The 16,612-nt window shown below is 72.5% G+C and carries 12 protein-coding genes and 2 pseudogenes; 10 read left to right on the top strand and 4 right to left on the bottom strand.

Features of this window, described 5'->3' with window-relative positions; translation table 11 throughout:
• Positions 1-40 precede the first annotated feature (40 nt).
• The 9 genes from DB32_RS13790 to DB32_RS13750 all read left to right on the top strand — a co-directional run bounded on the left by DB32_RS13790 (position 41) and on the right by DB32_RS13750 (position 9,172).
• On the top strand, positions 41-1,150 hold the full coding sequence (locus tag DB32_RS13790) for a hypothetical protein (RefSeq protein WP_053232927.1): 1,110 nt from the start codon (positions 41-43) through the stop codon (positions 1,148-1,150).
• A 56-nt stretch (positions 1,151-1,206) separates the two neighbouring features.
• Positions 1,207-1,785, top strand: coding sequence for an RNA polymerase sigma factor (locus DB32_RS13785; RefSeq protein ID WP_169791441.1), 579 nt, complete (start codon positions 1,207-1,209; stop codon positions 1,783-1,785).
• Positions 1,782-2,528: a hypothetical protein gene (locus tag DB32_RS13780; RefSeq protein ID WP_157069025.1), complete on the top strand. Its 747-nt coding sequence runs from the start codon at positions 1,782-1,784 to the stop codon at positions 2,526-2,528. The genes DB32_RS13785 and DB32_RS13780 overlap by 4 nt, the downstream gene beginning before the upstream one ends.
• A 43-nt stretch (positions 2,529-2,571) precedes the next feature.
• Positions 2,572-3,147: a hypothetical protein gene (locus DB32_RS13775; protein ID WP_053232924.1), complete on the top strand. Its 576-nt coding sequence runs from the start codon at positions 2,572-2,574 to the stop codon at positions 3,145-3,147.
• Between the two features lie 182 nt (positions 3,148-3,329).
• Positions 3,330-3,668 (top strand): P-II family nitrogen regulator, encoded by a 339-nt coding sequence (locus DB32_RS13770; protein WP_053232923.1) that lies wholly within the window; start codon positions 3,330-3,332, stop codon positions 3,666-3,668.
• Positions 3,669-3,743: 75 nt separating this feature from the next.
• The gene (glnA, locus tag DB32_RS13765) at positions 3,744-5,150 is read left to right on the top strand and encodes a type I glutamate--ammonia ligase (RefSeq protein ID WP_275935472.1); all 1,407 of its coding nucleotides are present in this window, start codon (positions 3,744-3,746) and stop codon (positions 5,148-5,150) included.
• 54 nt (positions 5,151-5,204) lie between these two features.
• The gene (locus DB32_RS13760) at positions 5,205-6,038 is read left to right on the top strand and encodes a class I SAM-dependent methyltransferase (RefSeq protein WP_053232921.1); all 834 of its coding nucleotides are present in this window, start codon (positions 5,205-5,207) and stop codon (positions 6,036-6,038) included.
• A 156-nt stretch (positions 6,039-6,194) separates the two neighbouring features.
• On the top strand, positions 6,195-7,070 hold the full coding sequence (gene asd / locus DB32_RS13755; RefSeq protein WP_053232920.1) for an archaetidylserine decarboxylase: 876 nt from the start codon (positions 6,195-6,197) through the stop codon (positions 7,068-7,070).
• On the top strand, positions 7,067-9,172 hold the full coding sequence (locus DB32_RS13750) for a class I SAM-dependent methyltransferase (RefSeq protein WP_053232919.1): 2,106 nt from the start codon (positions 7,067-7,069) through the stop codon (positions 9,170-9,172). Before asd ends, DB32_RS13750 begins: the two co-directional genes overlap by 4 nt.
• Here DB32_RS13750 and DB32_RS13745 read toward each other — a convergent pair.
• Together DB32_RS13745 and DB32_RS13740 are read right to left on the bottom strand one after the other, a co-directional pair.
• On the bottom strand, positions 9,169-9,774 hold the full coding sequence (locus DB32_RS13745; protein WP_053232918.1) for a hypothetical protein: 606 nt from the start codon (positions 9,772-9,774) through the stop codon (positions 9,169-9,171). The two genes, DB32_RS13750 and DB32_RS13745, sit on opposite strands and share 4 nt — an antisense overlap.
• Positions 9,775-9,860: 86 nt before the next feature.
• Positions 9,861-11,348 carry a thrombospondin type 3 repeat-containing protein gene (locus DB32_RS13740; protein ID WP_157069024.1) on the bottom strand — a complete coding sequence of 496 codons (1,488 nt, stop codon included), beginning with the start codon at positions 11,346-11,348 and terminating at the stop codon, positions 9,861-9,863.
• Between the two features lie 295 nt (positions 11,349-11,643).
• Here DB32_RS13740 and DB32_RS13735 point away from each other — a divergent pair, with 295 nt between their 5' ends.
• Positions 11,644-12,840, top strand: coding sequence for a hypothetical protein (locus DB32_RS13735; RefSeq protein WP_053232916.1), 1,197 nt, complete (start codon positions 11,644-11,646; stop codon positions 12,838-12,840).
• Between the two features lie 9 nt (positions 12,841-12,849).
• On the opposite strand, the pseudogene DB32_RS13730 reads toward DB32_RS13735, so the two are convergent.
• Together DB32_RS13730 and DB32_RS50380 are read right to left on the bottom strand one after the other, a co-directional pair.
• Positions 12,850-15,267 (bottom strand): annotated as a pseudogene (locus DB32_RS13730) (putative metal-binding motif-containing protein); the annotation flags it as partial.
• Positions 15,268-15,435: 168 nt separating this feature from the next.
• Positions 15,436-16,203 (bottom strand): annotated as a pseudogene (locus DB32_RS50380) (MopE-related protein); the annotation flags it as partial.
• Positions 16,204-16,612 lie beyond the last annotated feature (409 nt).

Here is a 16,612-nt window from a genome sequence, read left to right as displayed (position 1 = left end):
GCGAACGACGAGGGCATACCGGCTCGCGGCGCAGGGGGGGATGCGAGCGCACTGGTGGGGGTCGACGTTCGTGCTCGCGATCGTGCTCGGCGGCGCGACGGCGCCGTGCGCGCACGCGCAGCGAACGAGCGCGGACGTGCTCACGTGGAGCGCGCCCGTGGGCTGTCCCGCTCGCGACGCGGTCGCGAGCGAGGTCGATCGCCTGCTCGGCGCGCACGCACGGCGCGATGCGACGATCCGCGTGCGCGCGAGGATCGTGCGGCGCGGCACGCAGCTGGAGCTCGAGATCGAGACGAGCACGCCCGAGGGCGAAGGCGCGCGCACGATCGGAGGCACGTCGTGCGAAGGGCTCGCGCAGGCCGCGGCGCTGGTGATCGCGATGGCGATCGATCCCGAGGCCGTCGCGGCGAACGAGAGCGAGGCCGAGCCCGAGCCCGAGACCGAGCCCGAGACCGACCCCGCGCCCGAGACCCAGCCCGCGACCGAGCGTGCGAACGGCGAGCCGTCCGACACTGCCGACGCGCTGTCGTCGCCGCGGCCCCACGTCGCCGAGCCCGCGCCCGAGCCCGAGGCCGCACCCCCGCCCACGACGCCGTCGACGCCGCTCGATGTGCGCTTCGTCGCCAGCGCGCACGCGATCCTCGGCATCGGTCCGGTTCCGTCGGTGTCGCCGGGCGCGATGGTCTCGCTCGGCGTGCGTCTCGGTCTCTTCTCGGGAGGCGCGCTCGAGCTCTGGGCGTCGGGCTCGTTCCTCGCCGAGCAACGCGCGCGGCTCGCCGAGGACGACCCGCGCGGCGGCAGCTTCGGGCTCGCCGCCGCGCGCCTCCGCACGTGCCTCGCGCTCGAGGCCGCACCTCCGCTGCTCGAGCTCGCGCCCTGCCTCGCCGTCGAAGCCGGCGCGATGTGGGGCCGCGGCGAGGCCGTGCCGATCGTGCTCTCGGGCGCTGCGCCCTGGGCCGCGCTCGCCGTCGGCGGCGAAGCGCGCGTGTGGGTCGTCGGACCGCTCGCGATCACCGTGCTCGCCGAGCTCCAGATCCCGTTCGTCGCGCCGACCTTCGATCTCGAGCTCGACGGAGCGCCACGGCGCGTCCACCGCGCGTCCGACGTCGGCGCGGTCCTCGGGCTCGGCGCGCTGATCCGCCTCCCCTGAAGATCGTGTGACGGGCGCGCCGCGCCGCGGACATTGTCCGTGCGAGCATGGCCTTCGTGTCCGCCACGAGCGCGCATCCGGTCGACGTCGCGGAGCCCGCGACCACGCCGGCGGACGTGCCCTCGTTCGACGAGGTCTACGACGCGCACGTCGACTTCCTCTGGCGCAGCGCGCGCGCCCTCGGCGTGCCCGCCACCGCGATCGACGACGTGCTCCAGGACGTGTTCGTCGTCGTGCACCGACGCCTGCCCGAGTTCGAAGGCCGCGCCGCGATTCGCACCTGGCTCGCGCGCATCCTCGTGCGCGTCATCCAGGAGCATCGTCGTCGCTTCCGCCGCAAGCACGATCACGCTGCGCTCCCCGACGACGTCGTCGACGTCACGAGCGCGGGCCCTCACGAAGAGGTCGCGCGCGCCGAGGCGGTCCGCCTGCTCGGCGAGATCCTCGCCGCGATGGGCGAGGACCAGCGCACCGTCTTCGTGCTCGCCGAGATCGAGCAGATGCCCGTTCCCGAGATCGCGTCCGCGCTCGAGGTGAACGTGAACACCGTCTACTCGCGCCTGCGCCTCGCGCGCCGCGAGTACGACCGACACCTCGCGCGCCTCCGCGCGAAGGACGAATGGAGGCAGCCGTGAGCGAGCGCGAGATCGATCGTTCGCTGATCGATGCAGCGCGCGAGGGCCTCGGTCCGAGCGCGGAGGAGCGCGCGCGCCTGCGCCGTGCGGTCGCGGCGACGATCGCCGGCGGTGCGGTCGCCGGCACGGCGGTGTCGGGAGCGGCGGCGAGCGCGACCGCCGCGAAGGCGGTCGCCGCATGGAGCGCGTGGAAGATCGTGGCCGCCGCCGCGCTCGCGACGACGGTGGTCGGCGGCGCCGCGATCGCGGTGATCGCGTCGCGCGACGCGCCGTCGCCCCGCCGCGAGGTCGCGCCTGACGCGCCCGTCGATCCGCTGCCCGAAGTCCACCTCGCGCCGATCGACGCGCCCGAGCAGCCGGCGACCGAGGAGCCCGCGCCGGAGCCGCCCGCACCGGAGCGAGCGGCGCCGGTGCGCGCCGCGTCCCCCGATCGCGTGCAGCCGCGCGCCACCGGGCCCGCCCGCGATGCCCTGCTCGCCGAGACCGCGCTCCTCCGCGAAGCCCACCGCGCCCTCCGCGCGCACGACGCGACGCGCGCGCTCGCGCTCCTCGACGATCACGCCGCGCGGTTCCCGCAGGGCGCGCTGCGCGAAGAGCGCGCTGCGACCCGCGTCCTCGCGCTCTGCGAAGCGGGCCTCACCGCGGCCGCGCGCACCGAGGCCGACCGCTTCCTCGCCGCGCACCCGCGCTCGATGCACGCGGCTCGCGTGCGCGCTTCGTGCGGCGCCGCACCCATCCAGTGACCCTCGGTTGCCGCGGCGATCCCGCGGCGGCTAGCATCCGCGCATGGACGGAACGGGGGCACCGTCGGCGTCGATCGCGTGCATGTCGGGCGCGCTCGTCCTCGAGCACCGGCGCATCCTGCAGGAGATCTGCGGGCCGGCGCGCTTCGCCCGCGCGCTCGATCGCCTCCCACCCGACGCGCGTCGCGAGTACGACGAGACGTCCGCGGTGTCGTGGCCGCGCGTGACGACCGCCGAGCACGTCATGCACGCGGCCGCGATCGAGCTCGCGCGTGATCCCGTCGAGCTCCACGAGCAGGTCTCGCGCACCGCCGTCGAGCGCACGCTCACGACGCTCTGGCGCTTGCTCCTCCGGTTCACGACCGACGAGGCGCTCGTCGCGCGCACCCCGCGCATCTACGCGCGCGCGCTCAACCGCGGCGAGCTCGTGCCGCTCGTCGTCTGCCCCGGCCGTGCGGAGATCCGCGTCGTCGGCTGGCCCGACATCCCCGAGTTCTCCACGCGCGGCATCCGGATCGCGATCGAGTCCGTGCTCCGCCTCGCGGGCCGGGATCAAGTGCGCGTCATCGCCGAGCCGGGCGCTCAGGGCCCGATCTTCCACGCGACCTGGATCCCGTGAGCGAGCGCGTCTGCGACACGCAGATCCCGCGCATTTCTTCACGTATCAGGCGCGACTCAAATCGAACGTGTCCCTACGTTCGGCTCGACGAAGCACCTTCCGGTCGCCTATTTACGGCGCCGAAACGTAACCGAAACAAACCACGTTCATAGCGCATGCGCCCCACCGGAGAGAGACGAGCCATGAAGAAGGTCGAGGCCATCATCAAGCCGTTCAAGCTCGACGAGGTGAAGGACGCGCTCGCGGAAGTCGGCGTCAAGGGCATGACCGTCACCGAGGTGAAAGGCTTCGGCCGTACCGGCGGCAAGCGCGAGGTCTATCGCGGGTCCGCCTACGTGGTCGACTTCGTGCCGAAGGTGAAGATCGAGGTCGTGATTCCCGACGCGCTCGTCGTGCCGGTGCTCGAGGCGATCGAGCGCTCGGCCAAGACGGGCCGCATCGGCGACGGAAAGGTCTTCGTCTTCCACGTCGAGGAGGCGGTCCGCATCCGCACCGGCGAGCGTGGCGAGGACGCCGTCTGAGCCTGATCCCGAGCCCCGCAGCATCCGCTCCAGAGAGCACCAGACCCGGAGAGAGAGAACCGACTTATGAGCGACGTGAAGAAGGCAATCGAGCTCGCCAAGAAGAACAACGCCGTGATGGTCGACCTGCGCTTCTGCGACCTCCCCGGCGTCTGGCAGCACACGACCGTCCCGGCGGCGCGCCTCGACGAGGGTGCGTTCGAGGACGGCTTCGGGTTCGACGGCTCGTCGATCCGCGGCTTCCAGCCGATCAACGCGAGCGACATGCTGCTCCTGCCGGACGCGAAGACCGCGCAGATGGACCCGTTCACCGAGCAGCCGACGATCGTGCTCATCTGCGACGTCGTCGACCCGATCACGCGTGAGCCCTACTCGCGCAACCCGCGCTACATCGCGCAGAAGGCCGAGAGCTACCTCCGCCAGACGGGCATCGGCGACACGGCGTACTTCGGCCCCGAGGCCGAGTTCTTCGTGTTCGACGACGTGAAGTTCGAGGTCGCGAACAACGGCGGCTTCTACGAGCTCGACTCGATCGAGGCGGCGTGGAACACGGGCCGCCACGAGGGCCCGAACCTCGGCCACAAGATCGGCTACAAGGGCGGCTACTTCCCCTGCGCGCCGAACGACACGCTGATGGACTGGCGCACGGAGACGTCGCGCATGCTCACGGCGGTCGGCATCGAGGTGGAGCTGCACCACCACGAGGTCGCGACGGCCGGTCAGTGCGAGATCGACATGCGCTTCCAGTCGCTCACGCACATGGCGGACCAGCTCCTCTGGTTCAAGAACGTCGTGAAGAACAGCGCGCGCATGGCGGGCAAGACCGCGACGTTCATGCCGAAGCCGCTCTACGGCGACAACGGCTCGGGCATGCACGTGCACCAGTCGATCTGGCGCGAGGGCAAGCCGCTCTTCGCCGGCGACCGCTACGCGGGCATGAGCGAGATGGCGCTCCACTACATCGGCGGCATCCTCAAGCACGCGCCGGCGCTCTGCGCGCTGACGAACCCGACGGTGAACAGCTATCGCCGTCTCGTCCCGGGCTACGAGGCGCCGGTCAACCTCGCGTACTCGTCGCGCAACCGCTCGGCGTCGATCCGCATCCCGATGTACTCGACGTCGCCGAAGGCGAAGCGCATCGAGGTGCGCTTCCCCGACCCGTCGACGAACCCCTACATCGCGTTCGCGGCGATGCTCATGGCGGGCCTCGACGGCATCCAGAACAAGATCGATCCGGGCGATCCGCTCGACAAGGACATCTACTCGCTCTCGCCCGAGGAGCTGAAGAACGTCCCGCACGTTCCGGGCTCGCTCAGCGAGGCGCTCACGGCGCTCGAGCACGACTACGAGTTCCTCCTCAAGGGCGACGTGTTCACGCGCGACGTCATCGAGGAGTGGGTCTCGTACAAGCGCGCGAAGGAGGTCGACCCGATCCGCCTCCGCCCGACGCCGCTCGAGTTCATGATGTACTACGACGTGTGATCGCCGCTGCGATCGCGTAAGAAGACGCCCTCCTCACGGAGGGCGTCTTTTTTCATGCGCGACGAGCATCGAGACACGAACAAGCGCAACTGGGACGAGCGCGCGCGCGTCCATGCGCGCTCGAAGTTCTACGACCTCGACGGCTTCGTCGCGGGCGCCCGCGGCATCTGGTTGCATCCGTGCGAGCGCGAGGAGCTCGGCGCGATCGAAGGCCGCTCGCTCTGTCAGCTGCAGTGTCACCTCGGCGTCGAGACGCTGTCGTGGGCGCGGCTCGGCGCATCGCGCGTGGTCGGGCTCGACTTCTCGCACGACGCGATCACGGCCGCGCGTGACCTCGCGCAGCGCTGCGGGCTCGCGGATCGCGCGCGCTTCGTCGAGAGCGACGTGCACGACGCGGAGCGGGCGCTCGCGGACGAGGCGCCGTTCGACGTCGTCTACGTGAGCGTCGGCGCGATCTGCTGGCTGCCGTCGATCACGCGATGGGCGCGCATCGTGCGCGCGCTGCTGAAGCCGGGCGGCGTGCTCTACGTGCGCGAGGTGCACCCGATGATGAACGGCGTCTTCGAGCGCGACGGGAAGCTGGTGGTCGAAGGGCCCTACTTCGAGCGCGAGGAGCCGACGCGCTGGGACGACGGCACGACGTACACCGAGGGCGGCCCGAAGCTCGAGAACGTGACGTGCTTCGAGTGGGCGCACGGCCTCGGCGAGATCGTCCAAGCGCTGCTCGACGTCGGGCTCGTGATCGAGATGTTGCACGAGCACCGGGACGCTGAGTTCCAGCCCTTCGAGTCGATGACGCGCGGCGACGACGGCCTCTGGCGCCTGCCCGAGGCGTGGCGCGACCGTCTCCCGCTCACGTTCACGCTCCGCGCGCGGCTGCCCGGGTGACGTAAATACGCGTTTGACGGCCGCTTCCGGGCTCGCTTAGCATCCTCGTCGCCCCTCGCGCCCGCTGTCTTGGCGCCCACACCAGCCCCGCACCGTCCTCCGATCGCGAGAGAACGGTCGAACCGAGCGGGGAGGCAGCGAGGGAACCCCGCCCACATGCTCGCATCGCGCATCGCCGCCGAGACCCTGCGATTCCTGCCGCGCAAGCGGATCAGCCGGGTCCTCGGCCGGATGGCGTCGGCGGGTGTACCGCTCCCGCTCCTGCAGCGCGCGATCGAGCTCTACGTGCGCGCGTACGCCGTCGATCTCTCGGAGTGCGACGTGCCGAGCGGCGGGTGGACGTCGTTCAACCAGTTCTTCACGCGGCCGCTGCGCGATGGATGTCGCCCGATCGATCCCGATCCCGGCGCCATCGTCTCGCCCGCCGACGGGCTCGTGGAGGACTGCGGGACGATCGACGCGCGCGCGACGTTCCGCGTGAAGGGCCGTCCCTACGACGTCGGCGAGCTCCTCGGCGATGCGCGCGACGCGTCGCGCTACGAGGGCGGGCGCTTCGCGATCATCTATCTCTCGCCGCGCGACTACCACCGCGTGCACGCGGCGGTCGAGGGTCCGGTGCGCGTGGTGCGCCACGTCGGCGGGACGCTCTTCCCGGTCAACAAGATCGGCCTCGAGCACGTGCCCGGGCTGTTCGCGAAGAACGAGCGCGTCGCGGTGTTCCAGGAGAGCCCGTTGCACGGTGAGATCGCGACCATCCTCGTCGGCGCGATCGTGGTCGGCAGCGTGACGCTCACGTTCGATCCCGCGATGCGCACCAACGACGGGCCGCCGCGCGGCACGGTTCGATATCTGCCCGGGCGCGAGCCGACGCTCGGTCGCGGCGACGAGCTCGGCGCGTTCCAGCTCGGCTCGACCGTCATCGTGCTCACCACGCGCCGCTCGGACATCGAGCTCGCGGTGGACCCGGGGACGCCGGTGCGGATGGGACAGGCGATCGCGCGACGCGTGCGCGATGGGAGGAACGTGTCGTGACCGATCGCGAGCACGGCGACGGTCCGGACGGCGAGGGCTCGAGCCCCGACACGCTCGCGCTGGCGGAACGCCCCTCGCGGCGTCGCACCGGACGGCGTCGCTCGCTGCGCGTGCCGGTCGACGAGGTGCCGCGTCGCAGCACCAGCCCCGACGGAGAGCTCGCCGCGGTGTCGACGCCGGAGGAGCAGGACCCGTTCGCGCCGATGCCGACCGAGCGCACGCAGGTGAGCGCGGCGGTCGCCGCGGCGACGACGACGTCGGAGCTCGGGATGGAGCTCGCGGACGTCGATCTCGCGGAAGAGCTCGACGCGGACGAGCTCCAGGTCGACGACGAGCCCGGCGCTGCCGCGCCGTCGCTCGAGGAGGAGCCCACGCGCATCGCCGCCACGCCGAGCGCGCCCGCGCTCGGGAGCCCGTCGACGGAGCCCGAGCTCGAGCGCGTGCGCGAGACCGATCCCGGCGCGCAGCCCGCGATGAGCGAGCGCCCGCCGCCGAGCCAGCCGCCCGTCGACGCCGAGCGGACCTCGCCCGGCGTCACCCGCGCGGCGGACGAGCCGCGTGCGTCGATGCCGAGCGCACAGCCGGCGGTGATCGTGTCGCGCGTCGTCGCGATCTCGTCGCCGCCGCCCGCCCCGACGCCGACGCAGGCGGCAGCGCCCACGCCGTCGTGGCCCTCGCACGACGAGGAGCCGGAGCTGAGCATCAGCGAGAGCTTCGACGACCTCGAGGTCGACGTCGGCGACGACGAGCGCGACATGATGAGCGCGCTCGCCGACGAGGAGCTCGGCGACGATGCGCTCGACGCGGGCGATGCGCTCGACGAGGACGATGCGCTCGACGACGACGCAGCCCTCGACGCCGCTGCCACGGCGCGCGCGCCGGAGGACGACGGCGACGAGGTCTCGGCCGCCGAGCTCGAGCTGCCCGATGACGAGCTCACCGACGCGGCGAAGCCCCCTCCGCCGCCGGCGCGCGCGCAGCGTCCCGCCGACGAAGAGGAGCTCGCCGCCGACGATCTCGAGGTCGAGGCGAGCGGCGAGACCGACTCGCTCGATCCGAAGAAGCGCTCCGCCCCGCCACCGCCGCCCGACAAGCCCGCGCGCGCGGCGCCGCCGGCACGCCCCGCCGGCGCGACGAGCGCCACGCCGACCGCGGCCGCGCCCGCATCGGCGACCGCGACCGCGTCGTCGACCGCGACCGCGTCGTCCACCACCACCGCCCAGGAGCCCGCGGCCGAGCCCGCGCGTCGCTCGAAGAAGAAGGGCAACTGGTGGGAGGACTTCTTCAACGACGACTACCTCCGCACCGTGCCGCCGCCGAACCCGCGGCAGATCGCGCGGCAGTGCGACTTCATCGAGCAGCGGCTCGCGCTGAAGGAAGGCTCGACGATCCTCGACGTCGGCTGCGGGCTCGGCCTGCACGCGATCGAGCTCACGCGCCGCGGCTACCTCGTCGTCGGCCTCGACCTCTCGCTGCCGATGCTCTCGCGCGCGGCCGACGAGGCGCAGGATCAGGGCTTCCGCATCAACTTCCTCCACGCCGACATGCGGGAGATGAACTTCGACGGAGCGTTCGACGCCGTGCTCTGCTGGGGCACGACGTTCGGCTACTTCGACGACGATCAGAACCGCGGCGTCGTCGAGCGCCTGCATCGCGCGCTGCGCCCGAAGGGCAAGCTGCTGCTCGAGGTCGTGAACCGCGACTTCGTCGTGCCGACGCAGCCGAACCTCGTGTGGTTCGAGGGCGACGGCTGCGTCGTGATGGAAGAGACGCAGGCGAACTTCATCACGTCGCGCCTGACCGTGAAGCGCACCGTGATCCTCGACGACGGGCGCCAGCGCGACAACCAGTACTCGGTGCGGCTCTACTCGCTGCACGAGCTCGGGCAGATCCTCCACCAGCGCGGCTTCCGCGTGGTCGAGGTCTCGGGGCGCGAGGCGACGCCGGGCGTGTTCTTCGGCGCCGACTCGCCGAAGCTGATCATCCTCGCGGAGCGCCGCATCCAGCAGGCCGCGCCGCCCCCCGCGCCGAAGAAGACGGGCAGCATGGACGCGGTCGACGCGCCCACGACCGACTCGTCGGAGAGCGGCGCGGAGAGCTAGTCCGCCTCGGCCTCGAGGTCGTACCGAGCGGAGCACGGCAGCGTCGGGAAGCTGCCGCCGTGGACGATCAGCAGCGGGCTGCAGTCGGAGCCCGCGACCGGCACGACCTCGATGCGGTGCGACGCCTCGAACGTCGGCCGCGCGCTCGCGCCCGCGTCGCCCTGCGTCCCCGCGTCGCCCTGCGTCCCCGCGTCGCCCTGCGTGCCCGCGTCGGGCATCGACGTCCCGCCGTCCGCGCGAGGCAGATCGCGGATCGTGCCCTCGATCGTCTCGATCTGCGTGAGCCGGCAGCCGCGGATCCCGTTCACCGGATCTTCCGGCCAGGCCTCCGCCTCCGTCGACGAGCGCACGCGGAACTCGCCGTCGTCCTCGATCGTGCCGAACACCGGACCGCCGCCCTGCATCCGCCAGGTCAGCGTGCCGTGCTCGCGCGCGAGGTCGACGCGGAACTCGAGCGGATCGATCGAGTCGAGCCCGGGCGCGCACCCGTTCTCGTCGAGCGTGCCGTGCACGTCGAAGCTGCCGATCGACGTGCCCGACGTGCTGTCGACGTCGCGACACGCGAGCACGAACGGCGTGCCCACGAGCGCGACGACGAGCATCAGAAGCGAAGCGACCCGGTGCCGCATCCCGCCCACGTACGGGCGAGCGCGTCACCGGGTCAACTTTCGGGCAGAGCGGAGCGAGCTCAGCGGCCGCGGCGGCGGCGATCGGCGGGCGTCTCTTCCGCGGGCGGCGGGCCCGCTTCCTCGGCGCAGCCGTCTTCGTCCTCGAAGCCGTCGGCGTCCTCGGGCTGATCCGGGCACTGATCGCCGTCGTCGGGCAGGTTGTCGCCGTCGAAGTCGGTCTCCGGGCAGCCGTCCTCGTCGCCGAAGCCGTCGGTGTCCTCCGGCTGATCCGGGCACTGGTCGGCCGAGTCCTCGATGTTGTCGCGATCGCGATCGGCGTCGGGGCAGCCGTCGTCGTCGCGGTCGCCGTCCATGTCCTCCGCCTGCGTCGGGCACGAGTCGTAGCCGTCGTGCACGCCGTCGCCGTCGGTGTCGAGGTCGGGGCAGCCGTCGTCGTCGGCGTCGCCGTCCATGTCCTCCGCTTCGTTCGGGCAGCGATCGGCGCCGTCGGCGAGGCCATCGGAGTCGTTGTCGGGCTCGGGGCATCCGTCGTCGTCGTGCCAGTCGTCGAGGTCCTCGCGATCGGCCGGGCACGAGTCCATCGAGTCGTCGATGCCGTCGCCGTCGTTGTCGGCGCGCTGCGGCGCCCACGCGAAGCCGCCGAGCACGCGGAACACCGGCACGCCCACGCCCGCGACGAGGCCCGCGCCCGCGCCGAGCTCGAACACGACGTCGTCGACGCGCAGGCGGCCACCGAGGCGCGCCTCGAGCGGGTTCTCGTCGACCTGCCCGGAGAACGCGGTCGAGCCCTGGATCTCGCCGAACACCATCACGAGCGGCGTGATGTCGTAGCCGAACGCGAGGCCGTAGCTCAGCGCCGGTCCCGCGACCGTCGAGAAGAGCGTGTCGCCGTCGCGCCAGTAGCCGCCGACGTTGCCGGCGACGTGCACGCCCTGGTTGACGTACTCGATGATCGCGTGGCCGCCGAAGCTCGGATCCTCGTCGCCGACGAAGCGCCCTTCCGCGATGTGCACTGCGACCGGCGCCGTCACCCACGCCGCGAGGCCGAGACGCAGCCCGCTCGCATCGTCGAGCAGGTTCGCCTTCACGTGCAGCCGCGGATCGCCGAGCGTGAAGCCGCTGCCCGACGAGATGAGATCACCGGGGCCCGCGGGGTTCGGGAACGCGTCGCCCTCGGTGAGCACGAGCGGCACGTTCAGGCCGATCTGGATGCGGTTGAAGAGCGCGATCGATCCCCAGAGGTGCGCGGCCGCGGTGTACTGGACGACGTTCGCTTCGATGCCCGTCGTCTCGCAGCCTGCGTCGCCCGCCTCGCAGGTCGCGCTGTAGAGCGTGAACGGCTCGTGCGCGTAATCGAGCTGCACGCCCGCTGCGCCTGCGACCTCACCACGGACCGCGGCGCCGTCGACGCCGAAGTAGTTGTTGGGGCCTGGAGCGGGGTGGTAGCGGAGGACGTTGAACTCCCCCAATGGCTGAGCGGACGCGTGATTCGTCCACGCAACGAGCAGACACGTGAGCGTGCCGACGACGAGGGCGATCCGGCGCATCGAGAGCTCCCCATTTCACGCGCGGGGGCGGCATGCCGCGCGTGGTGCGACTATCTCAGACCGCCATTGCGAAGAACAAGGTCGAAAACGCCGAGAGCGTTCGGATCCAGTAGTGCTGTCAGGGAAGTCCCGCACAGGGGAGCGCGCAGAATTCCGAGATCTGCGCGCGAGCGGGGTGCGCGAGAGGGCGCGCGCAGGATCCCGATTCCACTCAGCGCCTGCATGCGTGCTACGTCGGCGGACGCCGAGGGGGCCGGCGCACGATCGGACCTCTCCGTCCACCTGGAGGATCCGCATGCATCGCACAGCTCTCGTTCTCGCATCGGCGCTCGCTGCTTGTGCGCCCGACCAACCTGCCACCGGCCTCGCGCTGCACCTGACGGCGACCGACGCGGAAGGCGCGACCTATCGCCTTCGCGACGCGACGTTCGCGATCGCCGGGCCCGAGACGACGAGCGCATCGACCGAGACCGATCCCGATGCCGCGACGATCTCGCTCGAGCTCGCGGCGGGCACGTACGCCGTCACGCTCGCCGACGGGTGGCGGCTCGAGCGCGTGGTCGCCGGCGAAGCGACGGACGTGACCGCGACGCTCGTCTCGCCCAACCCGGTGAGCGCGACCGTGGTGGCCGCCGCGAGCACGCAGGTGCGCTTCCGCTTCGCGGTGCGCGGCGACGTCGTCGAGACGGGCCCGGGGCAGCTCGACATCGGGATCGAGGTCGAGCGCGAGACGGCCGGCGACGAGATCGTCCTCGGCCCGTGGAACACCGGCGCCGGCACCGAGGAGACGCTCTGCCTCGTGGTCGACGCCGGGGGCATCACCGGCAAGCGCGTGCGCGCGATCCACGTCACGCCGTCGCCCGGCACGTACGAGGTCGAGATCGCGAGGACGACCGCGCCGCTGACCGAGGGCGCGACGACGTGCCCGGGGGACATCGGGAGCGCGCCGCTCTTCGTCGCGACTGCCGCGCCCGCGTCGCTCGTCCTTCCCGACGACACCGAGCTCGTGCTCGCGCCGCACGAGCACGTGCGCATCCTGCAGCGCGTCGCGAACACGAGCGACGCGGACGTCGAGTCCTCGGTGCACGTGGAGCTCGACGTGCTCGATCCCGGCGCGCCCGCGCGCGACGCGCTGAGCGTGTCGCTGCTCTTCGACTGGATGTTCGCGTGCCCTCCGCACACGACGTGCGCGACGAGCTCGTTCCACGCGATGCCCGCGAGCGCCGAGCTGGTCGCGCTCACGACGCTGACGCGCTCGCGCGCCGACGCGACCGTGCGTCATGCGGCGTCGGCGGCGGACACGACGGGCGCGCTGATCCACGACGCGGTGGATTGGAGCGCGCCGGGCACCACGATCGCGGCGCCGCGGCGGACGTTCGGCGGTGAGGACGGCCTGCGGCTCACGTGCACGATCACCGCCGACGACTCGACGCTGACCGCGGGCCTGTCGAGCCGCGACGAGATCTGCGCCGCCCTCGCCTACCACCGCTGAGCGTCGCGCTCAGAAGCACACGTTCGATCGCTGGGCGCGCGTGTACGGCCCGCCCCCGACGAGCGCGCCGTTGAGCTCGACGCGCGCCATCGACACCGCGCCCCCCGTCGCGGCGCTGAACCCGACCTGGAACGGCTCACCCGGGACGAGCTCCCGCGAGAGCGAGGGCGACGCGCACGGCGGATCGCACGCGCAGATCGATCCGCCGCACGACGACGGCGAGGGCGCGATGTCGAGCGCGATCGGCCCGTTCACCGCGAAGCGCAGCCGCAGCCGCTCTTCGCTCGTGACGGTGCGCGGATCGTCCGGCGTGTACTCGATGAAGAGCCGCTGCGTGACGTCGCTCGACGACGTCGAGTCGAGGTGGGCCGAGGGCGGCGTGACCGTGCCCAGCACCGTCCGCGTCCCGCCCGACTGCCGCACGACCTGCACCTGATCGCTCTGGCTCGACGGGACGCCGGTGTAGTAGCGCCACTCGAGCACGAGCCCGTCGCGCGTCGAGGGCACGCCGAGCCCACCGCCGACGGCGCCGAGATCGCCGCTCCCGCTGCGTCCGAGGATCACCGCCCAGCCGTCCGCCGGGTACGTCGTCGGCGACGCGCTCCGGCCCGCCGTCACCTCGGCGACGAAGCTCATCGGTCCCCAGCCGAGGCGCCGCATCGCCGCAGGGCTGTCGAGCCAGATCGCGCCGGCGTCGTTCGCCGCGCCGTTCACGAGCGTGTACGTGCGCGACGTGAGGGTCGAGCACGTCGTCGTGGTCGACGCCGCGCGGAACGCGCTGCACGTGTAGAGGTCGGTGACGATGCCGTTCGCGAGGCTCGCGTCGCTCGTGCTCGGATCGCCGTCGTCGTCGCAGTAGTTGCAGCTCTCCGCGCTCGCGTAGCAGGCGGTCTCGGTGTGCGCGCTGCAGCTGGCGTTGCAGATCTGCTGGCCCGCGGTGCCGCACGCGGTCGTGCAGTACGTGATCGCGTTGCGCGGACAGAAGAAGCCGTTGTCGACGCTGCCGTCGCCGTCGTCGTCGCAGCCGTTGCACGTCTCGGTCGCGGTGCAGTCGCTCCAGCCGCTGCAGTCGGCGAGACAGCGCTGCGTGCCCGCGACGCTGCCGCCGCCGCACGCGCGCGTGCAGCTGCGGGTCTCGCCGAGGCGGCACGCGAAGCCGTCGTCCGCGCTGCCGTCGACGTCGTCGTCGCAGCCGTTGCAGATCTCGGTGCCGCGACAGGTCTGGCCACCGAACGAGCAGCTCGCGCTGCAGCTGCGCGTGCCGACGGTGCCGCAGCCCGTCACGCACGCGTGGCCGCTCGAGCTCTGGCGGCACTCGAACACGTCGTCGATCGCGCCGTCGCAGTCGTCGTCGCCGCCGTTGCACGTCTCGGACGGAGGCGCGGGCGTGAACGTCTCGGTCGTGCAGCCCGCGTTGCACGCGTAGGTGCCCGCGACGCTCGCGCACGAGCCGTACGCGCCCGTGCCCGCGCGCACCGTGCCGAGCGCGCAGATCATCCCCGCGCCGTCGTCGGCCGCGGCGTCGCAGTCGTCGTCCCGGCCGTTGCACGCCTCGGTCGCGCCGGGGCGGATCGCGCTCGAGCTGTCGTTGCAGTCGCCGCCGCGGCTCGTGTAGCCGAGCGGACAGAACCCGTGCGCGCCGCGCGTCGCGTCGCGGCACTGCGTCGTCGCGCTGCCGATGCCGTAAGTGTCGGCGTCGGCATCGGGGAAGCAGCCGGTCGCGGTCGTGCCTTCGTCGATCGTCGTGTCGCAGTCGTCGTCGATCGCGTTGCACGACTCGGTCGCCATCGGGCGCGCCGACGCGTTCGCGTCGTTGCAGTCGCCGCCCGTCGTGGTCCAGCCGGGCGGGCAGAAGCCCGCGCTCGCGCGGGTCGCATCGCGGCACTGTCGCGTCGCCGCGCCCGCGCCGTAGCCATCGCCGTCGCCGTCACCGAGGCACGTCGCGACGACCGTGCCCTCGTCGGTGCGACCGTCGCAGTCCTGATCGAGCCCGTCGCACACCTCGGCGCTCGACGCGACGTCGCCGACGCAGCTCCCCCACGATCCGCCGACGCAGATCTGCGATCCGATCGCGCACTCGCCGACGTTCGTCGGCGCGCCGCCGCCGGGGCCGGTGCCGCAGTCGCGGCGCGCGCCGTCGGTGCACGTGCAGCCGGGATCGGTCGTGCCGTCGCAGTCGTCGTCGATCGCGTTGCACGCGTCGTGGCGCCCGGGATGGCGCGCGGCGTCGGTGTCCGCGCAGTCGCCCCCGAGCGTCACGTACCCGCTCGGCGCGGTGCAGCCGGTGCTCGTCGTGGCACCGCCGGCGCCGTCGCCGTCCTGATCGCGGTGGAACGTGCGCAGCACGCCCTCGTCGGTGCGCCCGTCGCAGTCGTCGTCGGCGCCGTTGCACGACTCGATGCCCACCGGGCTCGCCGCCGCGCGCGCGTCGTCGCAGTCGCCGCGCCGCTCGACGTACGACGCGCTCGGCGGGCCGCACGTCGCGCCCGCGGCGTTCGCCGCGCCGCCGAATCCGTCTCCGTCGCCGTCGAGGTGGTAGACGCGGCGCAGGCCCTCGTCGGTCGTGCCGTCGCAGTCGTCGTCGAGGTCGTTGCAGACCTCGGGCGCGGCGGGGCTCACGCCGGCGCGCGCGTCGTCGCAGTCGAGCGTGTTCGACGCCCAGCCCTCGGGGACGCTGCACGCGCTCGTCGTCACGCCCGAGGTCGCGGAGCCGTAGCCGTCGCCGTCGGTGTCCTCGTGGTACGTGCGCAGCACGTGCTCGTCGACGATCGCGTCGCAGTCGTCGTCGACGCCGTCGCAGAGCTCTTCGGCAGGACCGACCGCGCCGATGCACTCGCCGAAGATCCCCTCGACGCACACGCGGCGGCCCTCCTGGCACGCGCCCTCGCCGGTGCCGCACACCTCGGCGGCGCCGGGCGCGCACGGACAGACCTCGTCGGCGACGCCGTCGCAGTTGTTGTCGACGCGATCACACGCCTCGCCGGCGCGCGGGTTGATCAGGCTGTCGCCGTCGTCGCAGTCGTCGCCGCACTGCGCGCCTTCGTCGTCCGCGTTGCAGCACGTCTCGGACGCCGAGCCGTCGCCGTCGTCGTCGACGAAGCCGAACGTCGCGACGTTGCAGTCCTCGTCGTGCCCCGCCGCGTCGCAGACCTCGGTGTTGCCGGGGAAGCGGTTGCGATCGCCGTCGTCGCAGTCGTCGCCCCCGCACTCGGTCGCGATGCGGCCGTCGCCGTCGGCGTCGAGCGCGACCGGGCAGTCGGTCACGCAGCGCCGCGCGTCTTCCTCGCACACGTAGCCGGGCTCGCAGGCCGCGACGTACGCGGGCACGCAGCCGCGCTGATCGGCGTCGGTCGCGCCGGGCATGCAGCGCTCCTCGCCGTCGCAGAACACGCCGTTCTGGCACTCGCGATCGAGCACGCAGAGCTCGGGCCCCGCATCGGCCTCGATGCCTCCGTCGGGCGTCGCCGGTGGAGGCGCTTCGCACGCGACGATCACCACGACAGCGAGCACCACGACGCGACGACGATCGAGCATGGACGCCGCGCCCGAGCAGCGCGCGTACCACGCTCGAAATCGCACGGAGCGCACGCACCGCACGCGGGCCGCCCGCGGGCGCGCACGCGGGCCGCACGCGGTCTCGGAGCACGGACCGCGACGACACGAGTCGTCCGCTCGCGCGCTCGGTTCCAACCGCGCGCGTCGACGCAGAGCGCCTGAAAAACGCGACGGCCACGAGCGACAAGTCCTCGGTGCAGGACATGCAAACAGGGAC

Origin of the sequence: Sandaracinus amylolyticus, assembly GCF_000737325.1 — a bacterium.
In the GTDB taxonomy this organism is placed as follows: Bacteria; Myxococcota_A; Polyangia; order Polyangiales; family Sandaracinaceae; genus Sandaracinus; species Sandaracinus amylolyticus.
Note: the sequence above shows the minus strand (reverse complement) of the source record. Positions and strands in the feature narration are given on the sequence as shown.

Coding starts and splice junctions, on each gene's coding strand:
- DB32_RS13790 (WP_053232927.1), top strand. CDS start 41: ATGCGAGCGCACTGGTGGGGGTCGACGTTCGTGCTCGCGATCGTGCTC.
- DB32_RS13775 (WP_053232924.1), top strand. CDS start 2,572: ATGGACGGAACGGGGGCACCGTCGGCGTCGATCGCGTGCATGTCGGGC.
- DB32_RS13770 (WP_053232923.1), top strand. CDS start 3,330: ATGAAGAAGGTCGAGGCCATCATCAAGCCGTTCAAGCTCGACGAGGTG.
- DB32_RS13760 (WP_053232921.1), top strand. CDS start 5,205: ATGCGCGACGAGCATCGAGACACGAACAAGCGCAACTGGGACGAGCGC.
- asd (WP_053232920.1), top strand. CDS start 6,195: ATGCTCGCATCGCGCATCGCCGCCGAGACCCTGCGATTCCTGCCGCGC.
- DB32_RS13745 (WP_053232918.1), bottom strand. CDS start 9,774: ATGCTCGTCGTCGCGCTCGTGGGCACGCCGTTCGTGCTCGCGTGTCGC.
- DB32_RS13740 (WP_157069024.1), bottom strand. CDS start 11,348: ATGCGCCGGATCGCCCTCGTCGTCGGCACGCTCACGTGTCTGCTCGTT.
- DB32_RS13735 (WP_053232916.1), top strand. CDS start 11,644: ATGCATCGCACAGCTCTCGTTCTCGCATCGGCGCTCGCTGCTTGTGCG.